This window comes from Leisingera sp. ANG49 (assembly GCF_059694505.1).
Map to the genome: position 1 here is coordinate 14,007 of NZ_JCATZN010000004.1, position 15,332 is coordinate 29,338.

15 protein-coding genes are annotated in these 15,332 nt (G+C 63.4%); 6 read left to right on the forward strand and 9 right to left on the reverse strand.

Translation table 11 applies throughout. From position 1 onward, the window contains the following. Positions 1-17: 17 nt before the first annotated feature. The 6 genes from AC58NV_RS13915 to AC58NV_RS13940 all read right to left on the reverse strand — a co-directional run bounded on the left by AC58NV_RS13915 (position 18) and on the right by AC58NV_RS13940 (position 6,851). Complete coding sequence (locus tag AC58NV_RS13915) at positions 18-1,697, reverse strand: ABC transporter permease (RefSeq protein WP_497227671.1); 1,680 nt, start codon at positions 1,695-1,697, stop codon at positions 18-20. 159 nt (positions 1,698-1,856) lie between these two features. Further along, positions 1,857-3,074 (reverse strand): phenylacetate--CoA ligase family protein, encoded by a 1,218-nt coding sequence (locus tag AC58NV_RS13920; RefSeq protein WP_497227672.1) that lies wholly within the window; start codon positions 3,072-3,074, stop codon positions 1,857-1,859. A gap of 17 nt (positions 3,075-3,091) precedes the next feature. Beyond that, positions 3,092-3,940 carry an ABC transporter ATP-binding protein gene (locus AC58NV_RS13925; protein ID WP_366660042.1) on the reverse strand — a complete coding sequence of 283 codons (849 nt, stop codon included), beginning with the start codon at positions 3,938-3,940 and terminating at the stop codon, positions 3,092-3,094. 118 nt (positions 3,941-4,058) lie between these two features. Then, positions 4,059-5,342 carry an ABC transporter substrate-binding protein gene (locus tag AC58NV_RS13930; RefSeq protein WP_497227673.1) on the reverse strand — a complete coding sequence of 428 codons (1,284 nt, stop codon included), beginning with the start codon at positions 5,340-5,342 and terminating at the stop codon, positions 4,059-4,061. A 94-nt stretch (positions 5,343-5,436) separates the two neighbouring features. Further along, positions 5,437-6,513, reverse strand: a complete 1,077-nt coding sequence (locus AC58NV_RS13935) for a branched-chain amino acid ABC transporter permease (protein WP_497227674.1) — start codon at positions 6,511-6,513, stop codon at positions 5,437-5,439. A gap of 74 nt (positions 6,514-6,587) precedes the next feature. Next, positions 6,588-6,851, reverse strand: a complete 264-nt coding sequence (locus AC58NV_RS13940) for a hypothetical protein (protein WP_260016919.1) — start codon at positions 6,849-6,851, stop codon at positions 6,588-6,590. 102 nt (positions 6,852-6,953) lie between these two features. On the opposite strand from AC58NV_RS13940, the gene AC58NV_RS13945 reads away from it, so the two are divergent. Beyond that, complete coding sequence (locus AC58NV_RS13945) at positions 6,954-7,286, forward strand: SHOCT domain-containing protein (protein ID WP_174146814.1); 333 nt, start codon at positions 6,954-6,956, stop codon at positions 7,284-7,286. Between the two features lie 27 nt (positions 7,287-7,313). On the opposite strand, the gene AC58NV_RS13950 is transcribed toward AC58NV_RS13945, so the two are convergent. Together AC58NV_RS13950 and AC58NV_RS13955 are read right to left on the reverse strand one after the other, a co-directional pair. Next, on the reverse strand, positions 7,314-8,300 hold the full coding sequence (locus AC58NV_RS13950) for a branched-chain amino acid ABC transporter permease (protein ID WP_174146815.1): 987 nt from the start codon (positions 8,298-8,300) through the stop codon (positions 7,314-7,316). 102 nt (positions 8,301-8,402) lie between these two features. Continuing rightward, positions 8,403-9,221, reverse strand: a complete 819-nt coding sequence (locus AC58NV_RS13955; protein ID WP_366660048.1) for an ABC transporter ATP-binding protein — start codon at positions 9,219-9,221, stop codon at positions 8,403-8,405. 88 nt (positions 9,222-9,309) lie between these two features. Here AC58NV_RS13955 and AC58NV_RS13960 point away from each other — a divergent pair, with 88 nt between their 5' ends. Then, positions 9,310-9,495: a hypothetical protein gene (locus AC58NV_RS13960; protein ID WP_174146817.1), complete on the forward strand. Its 186-nt coding sequence runs from the start codon at positions 9,310-9,312 to the stop codon at positions 9,493-9,495. 53 nt (positions 9,496-9,548) lie between these two features. Here AC58NV_RS13960 and AC58NV_RS13965 read toward each other — a convergent pair whose 3' ends face one another. Continuing rightward, on the reverse strand, positions 9,549-11,513 hold the full coding sequence (locus AC58NV_RS13965; RefSeq protein ID WP_497228146.1) for an AMP-binding protein: 1,965 nt from the start codon (positions 11,511-11,513) through the stop codon (positions 9,549-9,551). A 455-nt stretch (positions 11,514-11,968) separates the two neighbouring features. Between AC58NV_RS13965 and AC58NV_RS13970 the strand changes: the two genes are divergently transcribed. The 4 genes from AC58NV_RS13970 to AC58NV_RS13985 all read left to right on the forward strand — a co-directional run bounded on the left by AC58NV_RS13970 (position 11,969) and on the right by AC58NV_RS13985 (position 15,306). After that, positions 11,969-13,870, forward strand: coding sequence for a PAS-domain containing protein (locus tag AC58NV_RS13970; RefSeq protein ID WP_497227675.1), 1,902 nt, complete (start codon positions 11,969-11,971; stop codon positions 13,868-13,870). Beyond that, complete coding sequence (locus AC58NV_RS13975; protein WP_497227676.1) at positions 13,867-14,571, forward strand: response regulator transcription factor; 705 nt, start codon at positions 13,867-13,869, stop codon at positions 14,569-14,571. Before AC58NV_RS13970 ends, AC58NV_RS13975 begins: the two co-directional genes overlap by 4 nt. A gap of 67 nt (positions 14,572-14,638) precedes the next feature. Beyond that, positions 14,639-15,037 carry an MAPEG family protein gene (locus AC58NV_RS13980; RefSeq protein ID WP_497227677.1) on the forward strand — a complete coding sequence of 133 codons (399 nt, stop codon included), beginning with the start codon at positions 14,639-14,641 and terminating at the stop codon, positions 15,035-15,037. Positions 15,038-15,078: 41 nt separating this feature from the next. Beyond that, entirely contained in the window at positions 15,079-15,306 is a 228-nt protein-coding gene (locus AC58NV_RS13985; protein WP_222504269.1) for a WGR domain-containing protein, read from the forward strand. The last annotated feature ends 26 nt before the right edge of the window (positions 15,307-15,332 follow it).

The window sequence follows — 15,332 nt, forward strand, 5'->3', positions numbered from 1 at the left end:
CCCCAAACCGCTGCTCTTTAGCGCCGCTGCCCCACCTGGCGGCAGATCAGGATCACCGGCAGCAGCCCCACCGCCATGATCACCAGCGACGGCACCGCGGCCCCCTCCAGCCGCTCGTCTGCGGCCAGCCGGTGCGCCTGCACCGCCAGGGTGTCAAAGTTGAAGGGCCGCATGATCAGCGTCGCGGGCAGCTCCTTCATCACGTCGACAAAGACGATCAGCAGCGCCGTCAGCAGGCTGGGCGTCAGGATCGGCAGATGCACCCGGCGCAGCATTCCCATCGGCCCCTGTCCCAGCGACCGGGCCGCCGCATCCATGTTCGAATGCATCGTGGCCTGTCCGCCCTCATACGCCCCCAATGCAGCCGCCATAAACCGGACCCCATAGGCCGCCACCAGCAGCCAGATCGAGCCGGTGACCAGCAGCCCAGTGCGGATGCCGAAGCTCTCCCGCATCCAGGCGTCCAGCGCGTTGTCAAAGGCGGCAAAGGGCACGATCAGCCCCACCGCGATCACCCCGCCCGGCACCGCATAACCCAGCCGCGCGAAATAGGCCGCGGTCGCGGACAGCCGCCCGGGCCGCAGCCGCTGATAGAACCCGAGGCAAACCGCCGCCGCCACGGTCAGCACCGCCGCCGCCGCGGCCAGGGTGATCGAGTTGGTGGTGAAATCGATGTAGCGGCGGCTGAACAGGTTCTGCTCGGAATCAAAACTCATCGCAAACAGCACCGCCACCGGCAGCAGGAAGCCCAGCACCACCGGCACCGCGCAGAAGAAAACCGCTACCGCCGCCTTGATCCCGCCCAGCTCGGCCGGCGGCATCTGGTTGTGATGCTTGCCCGCGTGGTGGTATTTCGCCCGCCCCCGCGTGACCCGCTCCACCACCGCCAGCGTCAGCGCAAAGCCCAAAAGGCACAGCGCCAGCTGCGCAGCACCGCCGCGGTCGCCCAGCGAAAACCAGCTGGTGTAGATGCCGGTGGCAAAGGTCTGCACCCCGAAGTAGGACACCGTGCCGAAATCCGCGATGGTCTCCATCACCGCCAGCAGCACGCCCGAGGCAATGGCCGGCCGCGCCATCGGCAGGCTGACCAGCCAGAACGCCTGCCAGGAGTTCTTGCCAAGCGCGCGCGCCGCCAGAAAGGCGCCTGCGCTCTGCTGCATGAAGGCCGCCCGCGCCAGCAGGTAGACATAGGGGTACAGCACCAGCACCAGCATCGCCGCCGCCCCGCCGGTGGAGCGTATCTCCGGGAACCAGTAATCTCGCGGCCCCCAGCCCGTGACCTCACGCAACGTGGACTGCACGATGCCGGGATGATCCAGGATATGGGTATAGGCATAGGCCAGCACATAGGCCGGAAAGGCCAGCGGCAGGACCAGCGCGATCTCCAGCAGCCGGGCGCCGGGAAACCGGGTCATCGTCACCAGCCAGGCTGCACCGGTGCCTATCGCAAAGGTGCCAAGCGCCACCATCGCCACCAGCGCCAGCGTGGTCAGCGAATACCCCGGCAGCACGGTCCCGGCCAGATGGCTGATGGTATCGGTGCCGCCGAACGCCGCCGCCAGCGCCACTGCCACCATCGGCAGCAGGCAGGACAGCGCCACCGCCCAGGCCAGCACAGCAAAGACACCGCCACCGGCCTTGCCGCCGCGGCGGCGCCCGTGCGGGGCATATTCTATGGGATCATTGGCAGCTGTCATGTGCGGCGGTCTTGGGTCCGGCAGAAGTCTCTCGGCACTCTATTTCGACTATTCCAGTCAGAAATTCCAGCCGGAAAGCGCGGCCCCGCTCTTCGGCCCCTCAAAACAGAAAACGGGCGCCCGCATCCGGCGCCCGTGCTTGCCTGCAAAGCAGACATCTCAGTCGTAGGTCCGCTGATCCTCGATCACCAGCCCGTCCTTGGGCAGCGCCCCGGGCGCGACCACCTCGACCTTGCCCTTCAGCTTCAGCAACTCGATCACCGACCGCGCATAGGCCGCCTCGTCGCCGCCTGCGGCTTCGATCTGCACGGTCATCGCGTCCATTTCACCGTCGCGGCTGGCAATCACCCGGGCCTTGACGATCTCGCCGTGCTTCTCGACCAGCGCCGCAACCTGTTCCGGGCGCACGAACATGCCCTTGATCTTGGTGGTCTGATCGGCGCGGCCCATCCAACCCTTGATCCGCATATTGGTGCGGCCGCAGGGGGAAACCCCCGGCATCACCGCCGACAGATCGCCGGTGGCGAACCGGATCAGCGGGTAATCCGGGTTCAGCGTGGTCACCACAACCTCGCCCACCTCGCCAGGGCTGACAGGGTTGCCGGTGCCGGGGGTGACGATCTCGACGATCACATGCTCGTCGACAATCATCCCCTCCATCGCCGGGCTTTCATAGGCGATATTGCCCAGATCCGCGGTGGCATAGCACTGCAGGCAGGAGATCCCGCGGTCGGCGTATTCCTGGCGCAGGCTCGGGAACAGCGCGCCGCCGCCCACCGCCGCCTTGGAGAACATCAACTCCACGCCCATGGCGTCGGCCTTGTCCAGGATCACCTTCAGGTAATCCGGCGTCCCGGCATAGGCGGTGGCACCGACATCATGCGCGGCGGTCACCTGCAACTCGGTCTGGCCGGTGCCGGCCGGCAGCACCGCGGCGCCAACCGCCCGCGCGCCGTTTTCAAAGATCATGCCGGCAGGCGTCAGGTGGTAGCCGAAACAGTTCTGCACCACATCGCCCTGGCCGATCCCGGCGGCGTTCAGGAACCGCCCCATGCGCCACCAGTCGCCGTCCACGCCGCCCGGCTCGTAAATCGGGCCGGGGCTCTGGAAGATATGGGCAAAGCCGGTTGCAGGCTTCACGGTGAAGCCGCCAAAGGGCGGGTTTGCCGCCTGGGCGCGGCTCAATTCGGATTTGCGCAGTACCGGCAGTGCCGCCAGCGCCTCAGCCGAATTCACCGCTGCAGGGTCCACCCCGTCCAGCAGCCCGGCATATCCGGCTGCGGTTTTGGCGCGGGCAATCTGCTCCGGCAGCGCCTTGGCCAGGTCTGCGGCGCGTTCGTCTGCGCTGCGGGTTTCAAGCGTGTCAAAATAGCTCATCACATCACCATCCCGCATCAGCTCAGCCACCTTTTGCGGCGGCGGTAGGACCGCACGTCGCGGAAGCTCTTGCGTCCCTCATCCGACATGCCGAGGTAGAATTCCTTCACATCCGGGTTCTCCCGCAGCTCTGCCGCGGGCCCGTCCATCACCACCCGGCCGGATTCCAGGATGTAGCCGTAATGGGCATAGCGCAGCGCCACGTTGGTGTTCTGCTCCGCCAGCAGGAAGGTCACGCCCTCCTGCTCGTTGATCGACTTCACGATCTCGAAGATCTGCTCCACCAGCTGCGGTGCCAGCCCCATCGAGGGCTCGTCCAGCAGGATCGTCTCCGGCCGGGACATCAGCGCACGGCCCATCGCCACCATCTGCTGCTCGCCGCCAGAGGTATAGCCCGCCTGCGATTTGCGGCGCTCCTTCAGGCGCGGGAAGTAATGATAGACCATCTCCAGGTCTTTCTGGATATCGGCACCGCCGTCGCGGCGGGTATAGGCGCCGGTCAGCAGGTTTTCCTCCACCGTCAGGTGCTCAAAGCAGTGGCGGCCTTCCATCACCTGAATGACGCCCTTCTTCACCAGCTCCGCCGGGTCCTGTTCATGAACGTGCTCGCCGCGGTACTTGATCGATCCCTTGGTCACCTCGCCGCGTTCAGAATGCAGCAGGTTCGAAATTGCCTTCAGCGTCGTGGTCTTGCCGGCCCCGTTGCCGCCCAAAAGCGCGGTGATGCCGCCCTTCGGCACATTCAGGCTCACGCCCTTCAGAACGAGGATCACGTGATTGTAGATCACCTCGATATTGTTGACCTCCAGCAGGGTCTCGGCCTGCACGTCGGAAGTATCGGCGGCGGTGTTCGCTGCATCCAGCATCAAAGCGTGTCCTCATACCTGTCCCGGATCTTGTCCCGGGACCCTGTTTGCGTGGCGCGGCGGCTCCCCGCCGCACCGGTTGCTTCCGGCCCTGCCTAGGCAGGGCCGGTGAAAGCCCTTAGTTGCAGCGGGGCTCGATGTTGTTCTCAGACGCGTAGGCACCCGAGTCCTCTTCGATCAGCTTGCCGATCACTTCGGTATCAGACGGTTTGAAGTCCGAGATCAGCGACCAGGTCTTGCTCTCGGCATCCCACTGGGTCACGCCCACCAGGCCGGGGCCGCCGTGGTTTTCGCAGGAGACGTTGAAGGCCGGGCCGAAGTTCGGCATCCCCAGCGCCGCCATCTTGGCTTCGTCGATCACCAGCGCTTCCATGCCGTCGCGCATCATCGCCGCGGTGATATCCGCAGTGCCGTGGATTTCCTGTGCGGTCTTGGCGGCCTCTGCTGCCAGCATCGCCGCGTACATGCCGCGGTTATAGAGCACGTTGCCCACCTGATCGCCTGCACCTGCGGCCTTGCCCGCATCCACGACATATTTCTGGATGTCGTCAAACACCGGGAAGTCGCGGCCCACGTTGTGGAAGGTCACCGCCTTGTAACCGTCGGCCTTGGCGCCTGCCGGCATCACGTCATGCTCGGCACCGGACCACCACACGCCGATGAAGTTCTCCATCGGGAAGCGGATGTTGGCGGCTTCCTGGATCGCCACCTGGTTCATAACGCCCCAGCCCCACATCACGACGTTGTCGGGACGGTCACGGCGGATCTGCAGCCACTGCGACTTCTGCTCCTGGCCGGGATGGTCGACCGGCAGAGCAATCAGCTCAAAGCCGTGCTTCTTGGAGAGCTCTTCCAGAGTGCGGATCGGCTCCTTGCCATAGGCGGAGTTGTGATAAATCAGCGCGATCTTCTTGCCGCTGATATCGCCGCCATTGGCTTCCAGCAGGTAGTTCACCACGCCCGACGCGCCGTTCCAGTAGTTTGCCGGGTAGTTGAAAACATGGCTGAACACTTCACCGTTAGCAGCCGAGGTGCGGCCGTAACCCATGGTGTGCAGCGGGATGTTATCCGCGGTAACCTTGGGAATCAGCTGATAGGTGATGCCGGTGGACAGCGGCTGATAGATCAGCGCGCCCTGGCCCTTGGTGGACTCGTAGCATTCAACGCCCTTTTCGGTGTTATAGCCGGTCTCGCATTCGATGACCTTTGCCTTGACGCCGCCGATGCCGCCGTCGCGCTCGTTCAGCAGGGTGAAATAGTCGTTGTAGCCGTCCGAGAACGGGATGCCGCCCGCCGCATAAGGCCCGGTCCGGTAGCTGAGGTCCGGGAACACCAGGTCCGCCATTGCCGGACCGGCTGCCATCGCGGCGCCCAGCGCCAGTGTGGTCAGTGTCTTTTTCATCGGCTTAAATCCTCCCTTTGGTCTTATCCGATGGTTGTCTTCAAACGGGGGTAGTCTTCTTGTTCTCCCCGCCAGCTCTCGAAGGCCGCCCGCATCAGTGCGGGAAGGGCCACAGTCTCAGTTTCTCCTTGGCGACGCGCCACAGCTGCGCCATCCCGTGCGGCTCGGCGATCAGGAAGACGATGATCAGCGCCCCCACGATCACCAGCTGGAAATGCGCCACGATGTCGGTGGGCCAGCCCATCAGGTCGACGCCGACCACTTTCAGCACCACCGGCAGCAGCACCAGGAAGGCGGCACCGGCAAAGGAGCCGAAGATCGAGCCCAGCCCGCCCAGGATCACCATGAACAGCACCAGGAACGATTTCTGGATGCCGAACGCCTCGCCGACCTCGACCGCGCCCAGGTAGACGGCAAAGAACAGCGCGCCGGAGATGCCGATGAAGAAGCCGGAGACCGCAAAGGCCGTCAGTTTCGCCTTCAGCGGGTTCACCCCGATGATCTCGGCGGCGATGTCCATGTCGCGGATCGCCATCCAGGTCCGGCCCACGGTGCCGCGGGTCAGGTTGCGGGCAATCAGCGCGCAGATGGTCAGGAAAATCAGGCAGAACAGATAGGTGGCCCAGGCCGGCGCATTGGGGCCGGTGATGATGATGCCGAAGGTATCACGCTCAGGCGCGTTGATCTGGCCGGAGGCGGAGTAGTTGTAGAACCACGGCACCCGGTTGAACAGCCACACCAGGAAGAACTGCGCCGCCAGCGTCGCCACCGCCAGGTAGAACCCCTTGATGCGCAAGCTGGGCAGGCCGAACAGCACGCAGACGCCTGCGGTGATGCCGCCCGCCAGCAGCACATGGATGAACATGCTGACTTCCGGAAAGGCGGTCATCAGCTTGTAGCAGGCATAGGCCCCCACAGCCATGAAGCCGCCGGTGCCGAGCGACACCTGCCCGCAGTAGCCGACCAGAATGTTCAACCCGATCGCCGCGATCGAATAGATCAGGAAGGGCAGCAGGATCGCATTGGCCCAGTAGTCATTGATCAGGAAGGGGATAAGGCCGAACGCAACCGCCAGCACGACATAGTACCGGTAACGGTCGAACTTGATCGGAAACGTCTGGCTGTCATCGGCATAGGAGACTTTGAAATCCCCGGCTTCACGGTAGAACATGTCTCAGATGCTCCCTTTCTGTTGCGCGTGGGCGGTGCTGCCTGCGCGGATACTGTTTCTTGTTACGGCGGCGCTCATTCGATCTGCCCCCACTGGGCCTGCGCCGCATCGCGCTGATCGCGCGTCATCCGGTTCGAAGGCTTGGCATAGCCGCTGCGCTCGCTGCCGCGCACCAGCCGCAGATAGGCGATGATGCCAGTGATCAGCCCGGCCGAGGCCAAGAGCGCCGCGGTCACCACCTGGGTCTCGCTGTAGCTTTCCGCCGACAGCGCCAGGTAGCCGAAGGCCCAGAACCCGGCCCAGGCAATGACGTTGATGACGGCGATCAGCTTGGTCATGCCGCCCCCCCGGCGTTAACCACTTTGTCAGATTTCCGGGCTTGGACACATTTTGCCCACTTCTTTGTGGAACCCTGCGCTTGGGTAGAGTGAGTGGAACTAATGACCGTGATTTTCGAGGAAATCCGGCGGCTGGAGGCCGCGCGGAAGAAGGGCGACATATCCGAAGCCGAATTTGCCAGGGCCAAGGGCCGGCTGCTGGAAACCGTGGAAGACGCAACCGTCCTGCCACCCTTCGAGTTTGAGCAGCCGCGGCGGCGGGTCTCCGGCGCAGCACCCGGACCGTGGGGAACGGTGCTGATCGGGCTGCTGATGGCCGGGCTGCTGACCTTTGTGGCCGGGCAGCTGATCGGCAACATCACCATTGCCTTCACCCTGGTTGCCACGGTCTGCGCCGCAATCGTCGTCGCCGCCTTCCGCCGGCTGGAGGGCTGAATGTGCCGGGAGCAGATCATATGAGCCTCAGACCCGTTCAATGATCTTCTCCCCGAACAGCCCCTGCGGGCGGAACACCAGGAACAGCAGCGCCAGCACATAGGCAAACCAGTTCTCGGTCGCGCCGCCCACCAGCGGGCCGACCGCGAATTCGAACAGTTTTTCACCCACGCCGATGATCAGCCCGCCGACGATGGCGCCGGGGATCGAGGTGAAGCCGCCCAGCATCAGCACCGGCAGCGCCTTCAGCGCGATCAGCGACAGCGAGAACTGCACGCCGGATTTGGTGCCCCAGACGATGCCCGCGACCAGCGCCACGAAACCGGCAACCGACCACACCAGAACCCAGATGAAGTTCAGCGAGATGCCGACCGACAGCGCCGCTTGGTGGTCATCCGCCACCGCGCGCATGGCCCGGCCCTGCTTGGTGTACTGGCTGAAGGCCACCAGCCCCGCCACCAGCAGCGCTGCAATCACCGTCGCCACGATATCCAGATTGTCGATAAAGAAGCCGTAGCCGAAGATGTTGAAGGTGGTCTCATCGATCCACAGGTTGATGCCCTGCGGCAGGCCCACGTCCAGCGTCTTGATCTCGGAGCCCCACATCAGGTCGGCAACGCCTTCCAGGAAGTAGGCCAGACCGATGGTGGCCATGAACAGGATGATCGGCTCCTGACCCACCAGGTGCTTCATCACAAGGACCTGAACCAGCCAGGCCAGCAGCACCATCACGCCGACGGTAAGCGCAATCGCCACGGCGCCCGGAACATTCCAGCCGAAATGGGTGATATGGCCGCCAAAGACCGCGTTGATCAGATGCGAAAACGGCACCTGCCCCTGCATGATCCCCACCAGCGTCATCGCCGCAAACAGCGCCAGAACACCTTGGGCGTAGTTGAAGATACCGGAGGCCTTGTAGATCAGGACGAACCCCAGCGCGACCAGCGCATAGAGAACGCCCGCCATCAGGCCGTTCAGCGTCACTTCCATCGCAAAGACGAGTTGTTCGGGCATTAGAGGCTCTCCTCGGAATTCTGCGCTGCGGCGGTGCACAGGCGGTGCACAGGGGGTGTACGGGTGTCACCCTGCCGGGGCCGGGTGTTGCTGCGGTGCAACTCAGTCATGGCTGACCCCCAAGTAAGCGTCGATCACATCCTGGTTGTTGCGCACCTCATCCGGGGTGCCGTCGCCGATTTTCTTGCCGTAATCCATCACCACGACCCGGTCGGACAGGTCCATCACCACGCCCATGTCATGCTCGATCAGGGCGATGGTGGTGCCGAACTCGTCGTTCACATCCAGGATGAAGCGGGACATGTCCTCCTTCTCCTCGACGTTCATGCCGGCCATCGGCTCATCCAGCAGCAACAGCTTCGGTTCCGCCGCCAGCGCGCGCGCCAGTTCGACCCGTTTCTTCAGGCCGTAGGGCAGCCGCGCAACGGGCGTCTTGCGGATGTGCTGGATCTCCAGGAAGTCGATGATCTTCTCCACCACTTCCCGGTTCTCGGTCTCTTCGGCCTCTGCCTTGCCCTTCCACAGCGCCTGGGAAAACAGGCCTGTTTTCATGTAGTTGAGCCGTCCGGTCATGACGTTGTCCAGCACACTCATGCCTTCGAACAGCGCGATGTTCTGGAAGGTGCGGGCAATGCCCTGGCGTGCCACCTCATAGGGGCGCATCGGCGGGCGGCGCTTGCCGTGGAACAGCACTTCGCCTTCCTGCGGCACGTAGAAGCCGGAGATCACGTTCAGCATCGAGGACTTGCCGGCGCCGTTGGGGCCGATGATCGCGCGGATCTCGCCCTCGCGGATGTCAAAGGAGATGTCCTGGATCGCCACCACACCGCCGAACCGCAGGGTGATGTTCTTCATCTCCATCACCACACCGCCGATGGTGCGGCCGTCATCAGTCACGTAGCTCTCGGAATTGTCAAGCATAACAACGGCCTCCATATTTCTGCCGCATAGAAATTTTAAGATTTCCATGCGATACTTGTTCAAAACGAGCAGCAAGGAGATCGACGTTATGTTCGGCGAACTTGAGCATTCCTGCCTTTTGAAGATGGCACTTGAATGCAAACAGATGGGCCTCAGCCAATCCGAAAGCCTGGCCTCCATCATTGAGCAGACACACGGGTTCAGCTCCCCCTTCAAGATCCAGCAGGTGGTCAACACGGCCTACAATCCCGGCCTCAACCCCGACCTGATCTGAGGATCTTCCGGCCTGCCCGGCACGGGGCAGGAGATTCTCCGGTGAAACGTGCATCATTCCGCGGCCACCTTGTGAACCGCTGCCGGTTTTACTTCGGCATCGACGATGGTCAGCGTCGCCTTGATTGAGCCCTTGCGGCCGTCCTCATAGGTCACTTCGGTGACGGTCGAGACCTTTTCCGAGCCATCGTAGAGCGCAGTGATGATATCGTCGAATTTCTCCTCGACGATGCGACGGCGCACCTTGCGGGTACGGGTCATTTCGCCGTCGTCGGCATCCAGTTCCTTATGCAGCACCACAAAGCGGTGCACCTGGCAACCCGACAGCATCGGGTCCTCGGCCACTGACTTGTTCACCGCAGACACATGCGACCGGATGGTTTCCAGAACCTTCGGATGGCCTGCCAGCTCCTGATAGGAGGCATAGGCGATATTGTTGCGTTCCGCCCAGTTGCCCACCGCCGTCAGGTCGATGTTGATGAAGGCGACGCAGCGGTCGCGGCCATTGCCGAACAGCACTGCCTCCAGGATGTCCGGGTAGAATTTCAGCTTGTTTTCAACATACTTGGGCGCAAACATGCTGCCATCGGCCATCTTTCCCACGTCCTTGGCGCGGTCGATGATCCGCAGATGGCCGGAGCCTTCTTCGAAGAAACCCGCATCGCCGGTGGCCACCCAGCCCTCCGGGTCCTTGGTCGAGGCGGTGGAATCCGGATTGTTGAAATACTCAACAAAGGTGCCGGGCGAGCGGTAATGGATCTCGCCGTTGTCGTCGATCTTGATCTCGACCTCCGGCGCCGGCACGCCAACGGTATCGGCACGCACTTCGCCATCCGGCTGCACGGTGATGAACACGGTGGCCTCGGTCTGGCCGTACAGCTGTTTCAGGTTGATGCCCAGCGAGCGGTAGAAATCGAAGATCTCCGGCCCGATCGCCTCCCCCGCGGTATAGCCCACACGGATGCGGCCATAGCCCAGCGTGTCCTTGAGCGGGCCGTAGACCAGCGCATTGCCCAGCGCGTATTTCAGCCTGTCCATCAGGCCCACCGGCTTGCCGTCCAGAATATTGCCGCCGACCTTTTTCGCGTGCGCCAGGAAGTGGTGGAACATCTTGCGCTTCAGGGCGCCTGCGTCCTCCATCCGGATCATCACGTTGGTCAGCTGGCCTTCGAACACCCGCGGCGGAGCGAAGAAATAGGTCGGCCCGATCTCGCGCAGGTCGGTCATCATGGTGTCCTGGCTTTCCGGGCAATTCACGCAGAAGCCGCACCAGTAGGCCTGGCCGATCGAGAAGATGAAGTCCCCCACCCAGGCCATCGGCAGATAGGAAAGGATATTCTCGCCCTGAGTCAGATGATCAAACTCGGCAGAGTTCTTGGCACTTTGGATCACGTTGCGGTTCGACAGCACCACGCCCTTGGGCTTGCCAGTGGTGCCGGAGGTATAAAGCATCACGCAGGTGCTGTCATAATCCAGCTTGGCCTGGCGCGACTGCAGCTCGCCGATCAGTTCGTCATGTGCAGCGCGGCCCTGGTCCTGGATGTGGCTGAACTGGTGCAGCTGGGTGTGGTCGTATTTCCGCATGCCGCGCGGATCGAGATAGATCATGTGCTCGAATTGATGCAGCTGATCCTGGATTTCGATCACCTTGTCGGCCTGCTCCTGGTCGCCAACGATCACGAAGCGCGCGCCGCAATGGCCCAGCACATAGGCCATCTCCTCGGCCACCGCGTCCTGATACAGCGGCACCGGCACGGCACCCACAGCCTGCGCGGCAACCATCGACCAGTAGAGGTAGGGGCGGTTGCGGCCAATAATGGCAACGAAATCGCCTTCCTTCACGCCTAGGTTGATGAGACCCAGCGCCAGCGCCTCGATTTCCGTTGCCGTCTCGGCCCAGGTCCAGCATTGCCAAATGCCGAATTCCTTTTCCCGGTAGGCCGGCGCGTCCGCGAATTGCGCCGCATTGCGTTGAAGCAGCGCCGGCAGGGATTGCATCCCTTCGGCGCCCGTCTGCATCTGAGCCAACTTTCTCTCCTCCCTTTCCGGCGTCACTGCCGGACTGGCCGCTGCCCGCGGCTCTGGCCCCGATTAGGGACAGCGGCAGGTTAGCCCGTCAACTTTTTCCTGATGTTTTCCCAAATCTTACGAATTGTAACAGCGCAATTCCCCTTGTTTTAAAGCCTGTTACGCTGGCAGCTGACACTCCGCAAAAGCCGAACCTTGCGTTGCGGATAAACCAACCGGGCATATTCGCGCGCGATGCGAACGAAAAGATGATGTTTCGAATCAAACTTCGGCAGGCGATTTCTGAAACATCCGGTCAGGCGGCTTGCTGCCCGGGTTCTGTATTCAGACCCCCCGGCAACCAGAGGACGATCACCCCTTTTACGCCACGGCATCTGAAACCCCCGCGGCCGAATGGCAATTTGCCCCGCACCCGCCCCGGTGCTAGCCATGAACCGGGGAGAGCCATGAACCGGACCAGCAAACAGCACGCCGCCATGACCACCGCCGGGCTGAATCTGATCGCCCAGGCGCTGTCGATCTATGACAACGATCTGCGGCTGGCGGTCTGCAACCGGCGCTTCCAGGAGATGTTCAACCTGCCGGATCATCTGGTTCAGCCCGGCGCATCCTTTTCCGACACCATCCGCTACCTGGCCGAAGCCGGTGAATACGCGCCGGAAAGTGATATCGAGGAGATCGTGCAGAGCCGGGTCGATCAGGCGCTGGATTTCGTGCCGCACTATCTGGAGCGCGAGCGGCCCAACGGCCAAACGATTTCAATCGAAGGCTCACCGCTGCCGCAAGGCGGCTGGGTCACCGTCTATACCGATATCTCCCGCGCCAAACGGGCGGAGCAGCTGCTGCGGTCCCGGTCAGAGGAGCTGTCGGAAAAGCTGATTACCCATACCGAGGAGCTGTCTGCAGCCAACCGCCAGCTGGAAGCAGCAAATACTGCCCTGGAAGAGGCCAAGCGCCAGCTGACCGAAATCGAAGGCCGCACCCGCCTGACGACGGAGATGATGCCCGCCCATATCGCCCATGTGGATGCGGACGGTCATTACACCTATACCAACCGCCGTCTCAGCGCGGTGTTTCCGGGCCGCCCGTCAGAGATTCTCGGGATGCATATCTCCGACGCGCTGGGAGAGGCCGCCTTTGAGCGGATCGAGCCGCATTTGCTGGCCGCCTACAAGGGCAGCAGCCCGGTATTCGAGTTCACCGAAAGCCACGGCAGCCGCCGGATCCGGGTGGCCTTCACCCCGGATCAGCAGGGCGGTGTCTATATCCTGTCAATGGATGTGACCGAGGAAACCCAGACCCGTGTCGCCCTGCAGCAGGCCCGCCGCCGCGAGATGGCCGCGCAGATGACCAGCGGCCTGGCGCATGATTTCTCCAACCTTCTGACCATCATTCTGGGCATGCAAAGCAAGCTTGAGAAGATGGGGCTGGGCGGCGAAGCCGGGGATCTGGTTCAAGGCACTCTCTCAGCTGCCCGGCGCGGCGGCCGGCTTTTGAACCGGATTGCCGAGATGACCAGCCAGCGCACACTGCGCCCGCAGGCCACCGATATGCACGCGCTTCTGGATGAGCTGAAAGTGCTGGCCTCGCCCTCGCTGCCGCAGGGCGTCGGGCTCAGCATTCTTGATAATCTGCCGGATCAGGTGCTGCTGCTGGACGCCGGCAAGCTGCAGGATGCGCTGCTGAACCTGATACTGAACGCCCGCGACGCCTGTGGCACCTCCGGCCAGATCACCGTCAGCGCCCATGCCGTCGGCCAGACCTGGGTCGAAATCACTGTCACCGACACCGGGCCCGGCTTTTCACCGGAAGCGTTGGAACAGGCGCTCAATCCGTTTTTCACCACCAAGGGCAGCGAAGGCTCCGGCCTCGGCCTGCCCATGGTCTATGACATGGCCAAGCTGGCCGGCGGCGACATGCGGCTCGGCAATGGCATCAGCGGCGCCGCGATCACCCTGCGCCTGCCTTACCGCCCTGCCCCGGATGCAGGCGGCGGCATGGCGCTGCTGGTCGAGGACAGCGAGGAGCTGCGCGCCGCTTTCCGTGACATGCTGATCGACCTCGGCTTTTCGGTGATCGAGGCCGCCAGCGTTGATGAGGCCTGCGCGCTGACAGCTGACTTGCCGGACATTGCCCTCGTGCTGTCGGATATCAAGCTCGAAGGCACCGCCACCGGCGTCGATCTGGCGGCCCGGCTGGACGGCTCCGGTCTGCCCTGCATCCTGATGACTTCTCTGCCAGTGAGCGACCCGCTGTTCCGCAAGGCATTGAAATGCGGCCCGGTTTTGCGCAAACCTTTCACCATCCACCAGCTGTCCGAGCTGATCCAACCGGAGCGCGCCGCATGACATCGCCCTTGGTCACCATTCTGGATGACGAGCCGGAAATCCGGCAGATCCTGACCGAAACTCTGGAGGACGCAGGTTTCCGCACCCAGAGCTTTGCCCGCGCCCGCGAGTTCGAGGCCGCGCTGAACCGGGTGACGCCTGATGTCTGCCTGGTCGACCTGTCGCTGCCCGACACCGACGGGCTGGCGCTGGTGCACCGGTTGGCGCTGGAACAGGGCGCCGCTGTGATCATCATCTCCGGCCGGGCGCAGGTGCAGGACCGGGTGACCGGACTGGAGCTGGGCGCCGATGATTACATCACCAAACCCTTCGATCCGGCCGAAGTGGTGGCCCGCGTCCGCGCCCGGCTGCGCAGCGGCCCCCGCACCGCAGCTCCTGCCAGCAACACCGCGCGGTTTGCCGGCTGGACCGCCCATTTCGACCGCTACGTGCTGGAGGACGAAAACGGCGCAGAAACCCCGTTCTCCCACGCGGAGGGCGAAGTGCTGCGGCTGTTTCTGGACAGCCCCAAGCGGCTGATCTCCCGCGCCCAGATGCAGGAGATGCTGGGCGGTGCAGCCGGCGACAGCTTTGACCGGGCGATGGATGTGCGCATTTCCCGCCTGCGCACCAAGCTGCGCGAAGACCCCAAGAACCCGCGGCTGATCAAGACGATTTACGGCGCCGGCTACATCTTTCTGGGTGATGTTGAGTGGGCCTGACCCCCTTCAGGTAGAAAACCGCCCGCCCTGCACTACGCTCAATCTGATCAATCAGAAGGAGCGAAAGATGACGCAGCTGCAGTATTTTACCGCCCTTTCCGGGCTCTGGGTGGCGCTGGCCTGGCTGCCCTACATCCTGGACCGGGTCATGGTCCGCGGGCTGATGGGGGCCATGGCCAACCCTGGCCCCAGCGACCTGCCGCAATCGCTGTGGGCGCAGCGCGCGCACCGGGCGCATATCGTCGGCGTCGAGCTGTTTGCCGCCTTCGCGCCGCTTTCCATCCTGGCGATGCTGGTGCTGCCGCCAGAGGATCAGCCCGGCACCCTGGGCCTCACCTTCTTCTTCGGCATGGCGGCGCATTACATCATCTACACCATCGGCCTCCCGGTCCTGCGCACGCTGGCCTTTTCGGTGGCGGCACTGTCTTCCGCGATTCTGGGCCTCACCCTTCTCGGCGCAGCATAGGGATTCTTGCCCGGGTGAATCACTTGGCATAGAATCAGCCCATGGCCACCTGTCTGCTCTACCGCCAAGCCCCCTCGCGCCCGTCGCGGTTCTACCGCATTGAGCTGGCGATGAACCTGTTCTCCGAAGTCTCCGTGCTGCGGGAATGGGGCGTGGCCGGCGGCAACGGGCAAAGCGTGATCAATATCTACGGCAACCTGCGCGAGGCCTCGCTGGCCGCCGACAAACACCGCAACCGGATGATCAAACGCGGCTACGGCCGGGCCTGACCCGCGCAGCATCAGCGGCGTCCGGC

Excerpts from the sequence above, each read along its gene's own strand:
- AC58NV_RS13915 (WP_497227671.1), bottom strand. The coding sequence starts at position 1,697 with ATGACAGCTGCCAATGATCCCATAGAATATGCCCCGCACGGGCGCCGC.
- AC58NV_RS13920 (WP_497227672.1), bottom strand. The coding sequence starts at position 3,074 with ATGAGCTATTTTGACACGCTTGAAACCCGCAGCGCAGACGAACGCGCC.
- AC58NV_RS13925 (WP_366660042.1), bottom strand. The coding sequence starts at position 3,940 with ATGCTGGATGCAGCGAACACCGCCGCCGATACTTCCGACGTGCAGGCC.
- AC58NV_RS13930 (WP_497227673.1), bottom strand. The coding sequence starts at position 5,342 with ATGAAAAAGACACTGACCACACTGGCGCTGGGCGCCGCGATGGCAGCC.
- AC58NV_RS13935 (WP_497227674.1), bottom strand. The coding sequence starts at position 6,513 with ATGTTCTACCGTGAAGCCGGGGATTTCAAAGTCTCCTATGCCGATGAC.
- AC58NV_RS13940 (WP_260016919.1), bottom strand. The coding sequence starts at position 6,851 with ATGACCAAGCTGATCGCCGTCATCAACGTCATTGCCTGGGCCGGGTTC.
- AC58NV_RS13945 (WP_174146814.1), top strand. The coding sequence starts at position 6,954 with ATGACCGTGATTTTCGAGGAAATCCGGCGGCTGGAGGCCGCGCGGAAG.
- AC58NV_RS13950 (WP_174146815.1), bottom strand. The coding sequence starts at position 8,300 with ATGCCCGAACAACTCGTCTTTGCGATGGAAGTGACGCTGAACGGCCTG.
- AC58NV_RS13955 (WP_366660048.1), bottom strand. The coding sequence starts at position 9,221 with ATGCTTGACAATTCCGAGAGCTACGTGACTGATGACGGCCGCACCATC.
- AC58NV_RS13960 (WP_174146817.1), top strand. The coding sequence starts at position 9,310 with ATGTTCGGCGAACTTGAGCATTCCTGCCTTTTGAAGATGGCACTTGAA.
- AC58NV_RS13965 (WP_497228146.1), bottom strand. The coding sequence starts at position 11,513 with ATGCAGACGGGCGCCGAAGGGATGCAATCCCTGCCGGCGCTGCTTCAA.
- AC58NV_RS13970 (WP_497227675.1), top strand. The coding sequence starts at position 11,969 with ATGAACCGGACCAGCAAACAGCACGCCGCCATGACCACCGCCGGGCTG.
- AC58NV_RS13975 (WP_497227676.1), top strand. The coding sequence starts at position 13,867 with ATGACATCGCCCTTGGTCACCATTCTGGATGACGAGCCGGAAATCCGG.
- AC58NV_RS13980 (WP_497227677.1), top strand. The coding sequence starts at position 14,639 with ATGACGCAGCTGCAGTATTTTACCGCCCTTTCCGGGCTCTGGGTGGCG.
- AC58NV_RS13985 (WP_222504269.1), top strand. The coding sequence starts at position 15,079 with ATGGCCACCTGTCTGCTCTACCGCCAAGCCCCCTCGCGCCCGTCGCGG.